Annotated in this window: 9 protein-coding genes; 5 read left to right on the top strand and 4 right to left on the bottom strand. The window is 73.6% G+C overall.

The features are described 5' to 3' along the window. On the bottom strand, nt 1-627 hold a 627-nt coding region (locus E1285_RS40555), incomplete at its 3' end, for a serine/threonine-protein kinase (protein WP_132159917.1). Between the two features lie 201 nt (nt 628-828). Between E1285_RS40555 and E1285_RS40550 the strand changes: the two genes are divergently transcribed. Further along, entirely contained in the window at nt 829-2397 is a 1569-nt protein-coding gene (locus tag E1285_RS40550; protein ID WP_132159916.1) for a FadD3 family acyl-CoA ligase, read from the top strand. A gap of 30 nt (nt 2398-2427) precedes the next feature. Here the strand turns inward: E1285_RS40550 and E1285_RS40545 are convergent, their stop codons facing one another. After that, the gene (locus E1285_RS40545; RefSeq protein ID WP_132159915.1) at nt 2428-3327 is read right to left on the bottom strand and encodes an acyl-CoA dehydrogenase family protein; all 900 of its coding nucleotides are present in this window, start codon (nt 3325-3327) and stop codon (nt 2428-2430) included. Continuing rightward, nucleotides 3324-4454: an acyl-CoA dehydrogenase family protein gene (locus E1285_RS40540; protein WP_132159914.1), complete on the bottom strand. Its 1131-nt coding sequence runs from the start codon at nt 4452-4454 to the stop codon at nt 3324-3326. The genes E1285_RS40545 and E1285_RS40540 overlap by 4 nt, the downstream gene beginning before the upstream one ends. A gap of 273 nt (nt 4455-4727) precedes the next feature. Between E1285_RS40540 and E1285_RS40535 the strand changes: the two genes are divergently transcribed. Genes E1285_RS40535 through E1285_RS40525 form a run of 3 tightly spaced genes read left to right on the top strand, consistent with a single transcriptional unit; the run spans nt 4728 to nt 6934 of the window. Then, the gene (locus tag E1285_RS40535; RefSeq protein ID WP_132159913.1) at nt 4728-5348 is read left to right on the top strand and encodes a hypothetical protein; all 621 of its coding nucleotides are present in this window, start codon (nt 4728-4730) and stop codon (nt 5346-5348) included. Between the two features lie 3 nt (nt 5349-5351). Beyond that, nucleotides 5352-5816, top strand: coding sequence for a hypothetical protein (locus E1285_RS40530; protein ID WP_132159912.1), 465 nt, complete (start codon nt 5352-5354; stop codon nt 5814-5816). After that, nucleotides 5813-6934, top strand: a complete 1122-nt coding sequence (locus E1285_RS40525) for a hypothetical protein (protein ID WP_132159911.1) — start codon at nt 5813-5815, stop codon at nt 6932-6934. Before E1285_RS40530 ends, E1285_RS40525 begins: the two co-directional genes overlap by 4 nt. Nucleotides 6935-6965: 31 nt before the next feature. On the opposite strand, the gene E1285_RS40520 is transcribed toward E1285_RS40525, so the two are convergent. After that, the gene (locus tag E1285_RS40520) at nt 6966-8309 is read right to left on the bottom strand and encodes a phosphodiester glycosidase family protein (RefSeq protein ID WP_207947184.1); all 1344 of its coding nucleotides are present in this window, start codon (nt 8307-8309) and stop codon (nt 6966-6968) included. A gap of 157 nt (nt 8310-8466) precedes the next feature. Here E1285_RS40520 and E1285_RS40515 point away from each other — a divergent pair. Continuing rightward, the coding region (locus E1285_RS40515; protein ID WP_132159910.1) for a hypothetical protein at nt 8467-9238 on the top strand (772 nt) is incomplete at its 3' end.

The raw sequence follows: 9238 nt of genomic DNA, 5'->3' as shown, positions 1-9238 counted from the left end.
GGACACGGCGGGTGCGGTGGGCGCCGCTCCCTCGGCGGCGAACGAGCCCAGCATCGCGGCGTAGAGGTCGGTCGCGGGTGAGGCGGGACTCCCCTCCCACTGCTCCGGCGCCATGTAGGCCGGCGTGCCCGCGCGGGAACTCTGCCCGGACAGCACCGCGATGCCGAAGTCGATGAGCTTGCTGCCGCCCTCCGGTTGGACGACCACGTTGGCCGGCTTGTAGTCGCGGTGCACGACCCCGACCGCGTGCGCCGCGGCCAGCCCGAGCAGCGAGCCTTTGAGGACGACGAGCGCGGCTTCCGGGGACAGCGTCCCGTCGCTTCCGTCCAGCACCTCGCGCAGTGACGCGCCCTCGACCGCCTCCATCACGATCGCGGCGCCCTGCGGGCTCTCCACGTACCGGAACAGCCGGGCCACATGCGGGTCGGCGACCCTGGCGAGGGTCCCGGCCTCCCGCCGGAACACCTCCACGCTCCGCTCGTCGCCCAGCAGCGCCGGCGCCAGGTACTTGATCGCCACCTGCCCGCCGCCGTGCCGGCCTTCCGGGACGGCGAGCACGACCCGTCCCTGCGCGCCCGCGCCCAGCTCTCCGACCTCGTCGAAACCCTCGACTCGCCACCCGTTCATCCGCGCTCCGGCCCCCACCGTGCTGACGCGATCGATCCGTGCTGACCCGATCGCTCCGTGCTTCCGCGATCAATGGCACTACCCGGAGTGACCGTAGGAGCGCGGCGAGGACGAGAACAATGGGGTTATCCCCCGCAAGCCGCTCTCGATGAGCGGGATGCGATGGCCAGTGCGGTGCGGCTGCCGTCACTATGGGGGGTTATGAGCGAGCTGACGATTCCGGGGGTGCTGGCGCGGGCCGCAGAGGGGTCTCCGGACGCGGAGGCGGTGGTCGACGGGGACGCCCGGGTGACCTACGCGGAGCTGCGGGAGCGGGTGCGCGAGGCCACCGGCGCCTTCGTCGGCGGCGGTGTCCGGCCCGGCGACTCCATCGCGATCTGGGCGCCGAACAGCCTGTCGTGGATCGTCACCGTGCTGGGCGCCATGGGCGCCGGGGCGACGCTCGTGCCGCTCAACACGCGCTTCAAGGGCGACGAGGCCCGGTGGCCGCTCTCCAAGGCGCGGGTGAAGGTCCTGTTCGTCGAGGACGGCTTCCTCGGCATCGACTATCCCGGCATGCTCGGCATGGACGAGTCGGGCACGATCCCCGGGCTGCCCGAGCTGCAGGCCGTCGTCACGTTCAACGGGCCGGCGCGGCCGGGCGTCGTCACCTGGGACGAGTTCGCCGGCAAGTCCGTCCCGGGGGAGGAGGCCGATGCCCGCGCGGCGGCCGTCGGGCCCGGCGACGTCGCCGACATCCTGTTCACGTCCGGGACGACCGGGCGGCCCAAAGGCGTCATGTGCACGCACGAGCAGAACGTCCGCACCTATGAGGCGTGGACGGCGCGGACGGGTCTCAGAGCCGGTGACCGGTACCTCATCGTCAACCCGATGTTCCACTCCTTCGGCTACAAGGCGGGCGTGCTGACGTGCCTGCTGAAGGGCGCCACGATGGTGCTCCAGCGCACCTTCGACGTCCCCGAGACGCTGCGGATGATCGAGCAGGAGAAGATCACCGTCCTGCCCGGCCCGCCGACGATCTACACCTCGCTGCTGGACGCCCCGGGCCGGGACGCGCACGACCTGTCGTCCCTGCGGCTGGCCGTCACCGGGGCGGCGGACGTGCCGGTGGCGCTGGTGCGGCGGATCAGGACCGAGCTGTTCCCCCAGGTCGTCACCGCGTACGGGCTGACCGAGTCGTCCGGCACCGTGTCCGCCTGCTCGGTGGACGACGATGACGAGACCATCGCCACCACCTGCGGCAGGCCCATCGCCGACGTCGAGGTCGCCATCGTGGACGAGAAGGGCGAGCGGGTCCCGGCGGGAACGGACGGCGAGGTCCTCGTCCGCGGCTACAACGTGATGTCGGGCTACCTGGACGACCCCGAGGCGACGGCCGAGACCGTCCGCGACGGCTGGCTCGACACCGGCGACCGGGGACGGCTGGACGAGCGCGGCAACCTCACCATCACCGGGCGGAGCAAGGAGATGTTCGTCGTCGGCGGGTTCAACGTGTACCCGGCCGAGGTCGAGGACGTCCTCGCGCGGCATGAAGCCGTCGCCGAGTCCGGCGTCGTCGGGATCCCCGACGCCCGCATGGGCGAGGTCGGCCGCGCCTATGTCCGGCTGCGTCCGGAGCAGCGGGCCACGGCCGAGGAGCTGGTCGCGCACTGCCGGGAACTGCTCGCGAACTTCAAGGTGCCCCGGGAGGTCGTCTTCGTGGACGACCTCCCGAAGACCGCGTCCGGCAAGGTCCGCCGCGTGGAGCTCAGGGAGCAGGGCCCCGCTTAAGGAGCGGCCCTGCTCAAAGGGCGGCCCTGTTCAAAGGGCGGCCATGACCCGCGCTCTGTGCTCGGACGTCGAGCCCCACGCCGAGTACAGGGCCCGCGCCTTGCGGATCCACAGGGACGGGTCGTACTCGTCGGTGTAGCCGATCGCGCCGTGCACCTGGAGGGCGGTCTTCGCCACCCCGTAGGACGCCTCCGACGCGGCGACCTTCGCGGCGGACACGTCCCGCGCGAAGTCCGGCGTCCCGTAGGAGAGCGCCGCTCCGTAGACCAGCGGGCGGGCGAACTCCAGCTCGACCATCGCGCTCGACAGGTGATGCTTGATCGCCTGGTACTCGCCGATCGGGCGGCCGAACTGCTGCCGCGTCGTGGCGTACTCCACGGACACGTCCAGCAGCGCCTGGCCGATCCCGACCTGCTGCGCCGCGCACAGCAGCGCCCCGAAGCCGGTGAAGCCGCCGCCCCCTTCGACGCTGAAGAGCCGCCTGGCGGGGTCGAGGGACGTCAGCCGCTCCCCGGCCCGGACCTCGGTGCCGTCCGCGGTGATCACCAGGTCGGCGATGTCGGCGTCCAGCGCGTGCGGGACGGCCATCGACACGACCGCGTCCCCTTCCGCGATCCGGGAGAGCCAGGTGGAGTCGCCCAGCAGCTCGGCGGCGGCGAGCGTCTCGACGAAGGGCCCCGGCGCGGCGGCGCGTCCCAGCTCCTCCGCGGCGACGGCCAGCTCGACCGGCAGCAGCCCGGCGCCGCCGTGCGACTCGGGGACGGCCACCGCGAACACCCCGGCCTCGGCGACCGACGACCACAGTGCCCGCCCCGGCGCGGCGTCCCCGCCGGCCCAGGCGCGGACGGTCTTCGGCGTGCCCGACTCGGCGAGCAGCTTGCGCAGCGTCTCACCGAACATCCGCTGCTCGGCGGAGAGAACGAACTTCACCGGGACCCCCTCGGCAGGCCGAGCAGCCGCTCGGCGATCACGTTGCGCTGGATCTCGTTGGTGCCCGCGTAGATCGGGCCGGCGAGCGAGAACACGTAGTTCTCCAGCCACTCCGACTCCAGCTCGCCGTCCGGGCCGAGCAGGTCGAGGGCCGTCTCGTGCAGCGCCACGTCCAGCTCCGACCAGTAGACCTTGTTGAGGCTCGACTCGGCCCCGATGTCGTCGCTGCGCGAGATCGTCTCGAAGCCCTTGAGCCGGTACGCCCGCGACCTGATCCAGATGTCGGCGACGCGGTCCCGCAGCGCGGTGTCGGTCGGGTCGGCGCGCTCCTTCCACAGCTCGACGAGCCGCTCGGCCGCCGCCGTGAACCGCCCAGGGCTCCGCAGCGTCAGCCCCCGCTCGTTCCCGGCCGTGGCCATCGCGACGCGCCAGCCCTCCCCGGCCTCCCCGATGACGTCCTCGTCGGGGACGAAGACCTGGTCGAGGAACAGCTCGGCGAACGCGGGCTTGCCGTCCAGCCGCCCGATCGGGCGGACCGTCACGCCCTCGGCGTCCAGCGGGAACATCAGGTACGTGAGGCCCTTGTGCCGCACCGACTCCGGGTCGGACCGGAACAGCCCGAAACCCCGGTCGGCGAACGCGGCCCGCGAACTCCACGTCTTCTGGCCGTTCAGCAGCCAGCCGCCGTCCGTCCGCGTGGCGGTCGAGCGCAGCGCCGCGAGGTCGCTGCCCGCGCCGGGCTCCGACCACGCCTGCGCCCAGATCACCTCCCCGGCGGCCATCGGCGGCAGGATCCGCGCGAGCTGCTCGGGCGTGCCGTGCTTCAGCAGCGTCGGCGCGAGCAGGTTGATGCCGTTCTGGCTGACCCGCCCCGGCGCGCCCGCCGCGTAGTACTCCTCCTCGAAGACCAGCCACTGCAGCACCGAGACGCCGCGGCCGCCGTACTCCTCGGGCCACGACACGACCCCGAGCCGTGCCCCGCCGAGCGCCCGCTCCCACTCCCGGTGGGCCGCGAACCCCTCCTCGGTCTCCAGTGACGGCAGCGGCTCGGCCGGGACATGCTCGCGCAGCCACCTCCGCACCTCGGCGCGGAACTCCTCGTCCGCCGCCCCGAACTCAAGATCCATCCAACGCCGCCCTTCTTTCTAACAACTGTTTGGTAGGGTAGCCGCCCCGCCCGCCCGCCGTGTCCGCGGTGTCCCACCATCCGGGACCTGCCGCGCCGAAACGGCCCGCTGCGCCGAAACGGCCCGGGGCGGCGTCCCGGCCGGGCCGGGACCCTGGTCCCTGAGGGGGATGATCTCCGGACGCGTGTCCTGAATCCGGCCTGGTTCGTGCCGTCGTCATTGACCCGCCCCTCGGGTGAATCGTCAAATTCATCGTGGGCGGGGGAGGTCTTCGTGGGGTCGGTAGCAACGAGCAGGCCGTTCATGCGGCTCGGGCCACCATCGTGGTGGTATCTGGTCGGGGCGGGACTATGGACGGTGGGGCTGCTGCTCGCCTACATCGTCGGATACACGGTGCACACCGACCGGATGGACGCGGCGGCCGGATACGCGCGAGGGGACGCACGCGCGGCCGAACTCAAGGTCGAGACCGCGGGCACCTATGTCATCTGGATGGAGACCAAGGTCGGGGATCCGCTGCCCAGGGTGCTGCGGAACCCGCTGCCCCGGCTGGGCGAGGTGCGGCTGACCAACGCCTCTGGACGCACAGTGCGGGTCCGTCCGTCGACCGCGTCCGACTACCGGATCACGATGGACGGCGCCACCCGCACCGGCCGGGCGGTCGGGGAAGCGCGGTTGGCCCCCGGGACCTACCGCGCCCGGGTGGGGGAGCGGGGCGCGACGGCGATCGCGATGGGACAGGAACCCGAGGGGAAGACCCGCGTCGGGATGGTCGCGCTGGGTGGTGTGCTCGCGCTGGCCGGCGTCGCCGCGTGGATCGTCACCGGTGTGCTCCGCCGGGCCGGCGCCAACCGGCTGGCACGCTCGATCCAGGCCGCTCGGACAGGGAGGTAACCGATGGTCAACACCTTGCGGGACGGCCCGACCCGCGACGCGCACATCGACTTCATGAACCACCAGGACAAGATGCGCGCCGAGTACGCGGAGGCGGCTCGCGGGCAGGGGCCGCGGCCGGTCGACGACGGCTGGTTCTGGGCCGCCGTCCTGGTGTCCGTCCCGGTGGTGGCCGTCTATTTCGTGGTGTCCGGGATGGTCGCGGGTGCGCAGTGGCTCGCGCACGACTCGCTGCTGGCGCCGCTGTTCCCCGCGCCCGGCGACGGCATCGCCCGCTACGCGCTGTCGGTGACGACGCTGATCCTGCTGGTACCGGGCGGGCTGACGCTGATCGCGATGCGGATGCGCGGGACCCGGATGCGCTGGCTGCGGTTCGTCCTGATCCCGCTGGCGGTGCTGATGGTGTTCGTGATCCTGCAGCTCACGCAGTCCACCGCCACCGCCGAACTGGTGAGGCTGCCCTCGTGAACGCGGCGCTCGCGAACATCAGGGGACGCAATGGGATCGCCGCGCTGACCGGCCTCGGCGGCGCCGCGGCGCTGCTGCTGGGCTCGCTGCTGCCGTGGGCGTCCGGTCCCGACGCGGGACGGCTGGTCTACGGCTCCGGGGAGGGGCCGGACGGCGTGGCGACGCTGGGCTCGCGGCTCGGCCTCGCCGGAGGTGACGCGCTGACGACCCTCGTCGCCGGCGCGGTGGCACTCGCGGCGGCCGGTGCGATGCTGTCCGGCGTCCGCCGGTGGCAGCGGGGCACGCTGCTGACCGCCGGTGTCCTGGCCGCGCTCTGGTGCCTGCTGGACGCCGTCGAGGCCGGGGACGTGGCCGGCTCCGACGGCACCCGCCTGGACATCGGGCCCGGCATCGGCCTCCTGCTCGCGCTGCTCGGCGCGATCGCGGTCATCGCGGCGGGCGCCGCCGTCCGGCCGAGCCCGGTCGGGGACCTGCTGGCCGCGTCGAGCCGGATCGAGCGGCGGGCGCGGCACGCCGTCACCCGCGACGTCATCGCCGACCAGCAGCGCCTGCTGGCCTCCGGAGAGCGCCGGCTCGGGCCCGAGAACCCGGCCGTGCTGACACTGTGGCTCGACCTCGTCGAGATGTACGCCGCGGTCGGCGAACCGCAGCGCGCCATGGACGCCGCGCGGATCTTCCGGGACGGCTCCGAGCGGGCCCTCGCCGACGACCCCGAACACCGGCAGCTGCACCGGATCGCCGGGGTCCAGGCGATCGGGGTCCTGGACCCGGCCGGTGCCGCCCGCCACGCCGAGGCCGTCCTCCAGGAGACCGGTGCCCTCCTCGGCCCGGAGCACCCCTACACCCAGTTCGCCGTCCAGACCCGGGACGGGCTGCGCCGCGCCGCCGCCATGCCCGCGGCCCCGATGGCCCCGATGGCCCCGATGGCTCCGATGTCAGGCCCCGCTCCCGGTGGCCCCATGCCGCCGCCTCCGGGATGGCGGCCCCCGCCGCCCGGCCCGTACGGGCATCCCGGCGCCATGCCTCCGCCGCCGCCTCCGCCCGGTGCGTGGCCGCAGGGGCCGCCTCCCGGGCCGCCGCATGGGCCGCCGCATGGGCCGCCGCCCCCTGCGAGATAGCCGTCCGGCCAGGGACGGCGGGCTGTCCGGCTCAGGGGCGGCGGGCGGCGGCGAAGACTCCGATCCCGTTCGCCACGGCGCGTTCCGTCCCGTCCGAGGGCTCGTTGCGGACGGTCACCGACTCCTCGCCCCGGCCGCGCGCGACGAACGTCGACGACCCGCCGCCGTCCAGGTTGACGGCGGCGTCCGCCCCCGCCTTGTCCAGGAGCGATGCCAGCTCGGCGAGGGTCACGCCGCCGCTCCTGTCCGACCGGCCGTCGGCGACGACGAGGAACATGCGGCGGCCGTCGCGGCTGACCCCGGCGGCCGTCCGCGGCTCCGGGCCCCGCGGGCTCACACCGTCCAGCGGCTCACCGTCCCGGAGGATGGGGAACCCGCCCACGGCGAACCGGAACCGCTTCGGCCCGGTGAAGCGGTAACTCACCTTCACCCGGTCGCCGGGACGCAGCTCGCGCAGCGCGTTCGCGCCCTTCTCCCGTCCGACCAGCACGGTCGTGTCACGCGGTATCGCGCCCGCGCCGACCCTGTCCCGCACCCTGGTGACCACGCCGCGCCTGACGGCCACCTCGGCGGTGTTCGTGCTGCACGGGCCGTTGCGGGCGGTGTCGGTCCCGCAGACGGCGCGCAGCCGCGACACGCTGCCCCAGTCGCGGGTGAACGCGCCCGCGCTCCCGACCGGCAGCGCGTACTGGTTGAGCCCGCGCAGGCCGATCGTGGTGCGCTTCGAGCGGATGGTCCCGGTCAGGTGGAGCCGTCCCAGGCGTGCGCGCCGGTCGGTGCCGATCCCGATGACGTCCTTGGCGGACGTCCCGGGCGGCAGCGCCGGGCCGAACCGCTGCCCGTCCGGTACCGCCCCCTTGAGCGGACGGCCCGCGTCCACCTCCGGGCCGGACGACGAGCCGGTCGGCACGACCCCCGGACGGGTCTCGCTGATGTTGAAGAAATCTCCGTTCACCCCGGCCAGCGCCCGCTGCGCGTCCGCCATCGACGGCACCGTCCGCCGTGCCGCCACCTTCGGCGGATGCAGCAGGCCCACGCGGACCCCCGGGCTGCGCAGGTCGACGTCCAGCAGGTTGCCGAGCACCGGGCCCCCGACCCCGGACGTCTCGAACGTCCTGGCCACCACCCCGGGCGCGAGCCGCTCGGCCGACGTGAACCGCAGCTTCCCGACCGTGCTGGACGGGGGCAGGGCCAGCGCCCGCGCGTCCGGCCGCTCACCCGACCCGGCGCCGTCCACGTCCGGCGGGCGCGGCCCGTCCGCCCGCGCCGCGGCGGCTCCCCCCACCACGAGCCCGGCCGCGACGAGTCCGCTCACCACGAGTCCGGCCACCCCACGTCCGGCCATCCCGCGTCCGGCCACGGTCCCCCGCACCATGCGCAACGCCCCTCCCAGCGGCGACCAACCAGATGATCATGACGTGCGCAGGATGAATCCGGGGCGATCCGGCCGCGAACACTCCCCGAAGATCCGGCGGCGGGTTAGGATCACAGCCGATTCCAGAATCGGATTCGGAATCAGGGAGGGGACGCCCATGGCGAAGATCGTCGAACACGGTACGTGGACCCTGACGCCGGCGGACGAGGCGCGGCACGAACCCGGCCCCGAACTCCTGTGGAACGAGTCCTACTACTTCGACTTCGCCACCCCCGACGGCTCCCTCGCCGGCTACGTGCGCCTCGGCCTGTACCCCAACTGGGACCGCGCCTGGTACTGGGCCGCCCTGGTCGGCCCCGGCCGCCCCCTGGTGATCATCGGCGACAACCACGCGCCGCTCCCCGAGCCCGGCTCCGCCGACGTCCGCACCGGGACCTACACGGGAACCCAGCGGATCACCGAGCCCTTCGGCCCGGCGCACGTCACCGTGGACGGGACCGCGTCGATCCTCCCGGACCCCACGTCCGCGTACGGCGACGCCGCCAACGCCGAAACGACCCGCCTCGCCTTCGACCTGCGATGGGACACCGTCAGCGGCGTCTACCCCTACAAGGACCTTCCGCGCTACGAGATCCCCTGCACCGTCTCCGGCACCGTCACGCTCGGCGGCGAGACCATCGCGATCGACGCCCACGGCGAACGCGACCACAGCTGGGGCGAGCGCGACTGGTGGAAGGTGTCTTGGCTCTGGACGTCCGGCCGCCTCAACGACGGGACCTTCGTCCACGGCATGCAGGCCAACATCGGCTTCCCGATCCCATGGCCGTGCTTCACCGTCCCGCCGGGCGGCGAGATCGGGCACCACGACGGCTTCTCCGCGGAGACGACCTTCTCGTCCTCCGACCTGCCCGCCCGCTCCCACCTCCGGT

It is taken from the genome of Actinomadura sp. 7K507 (genome assembly GCF_004348425.1).
Lineage (GTDB): Bacteria > Actinomycetota > Actinomycetes > Streptosporangiales > Streptosporangiaceae > Spirillospora.
Note: the sequence above shows the minus strand (reverse complement) of the source record. Positions and strands in the feature narration are given on the sequence as shown.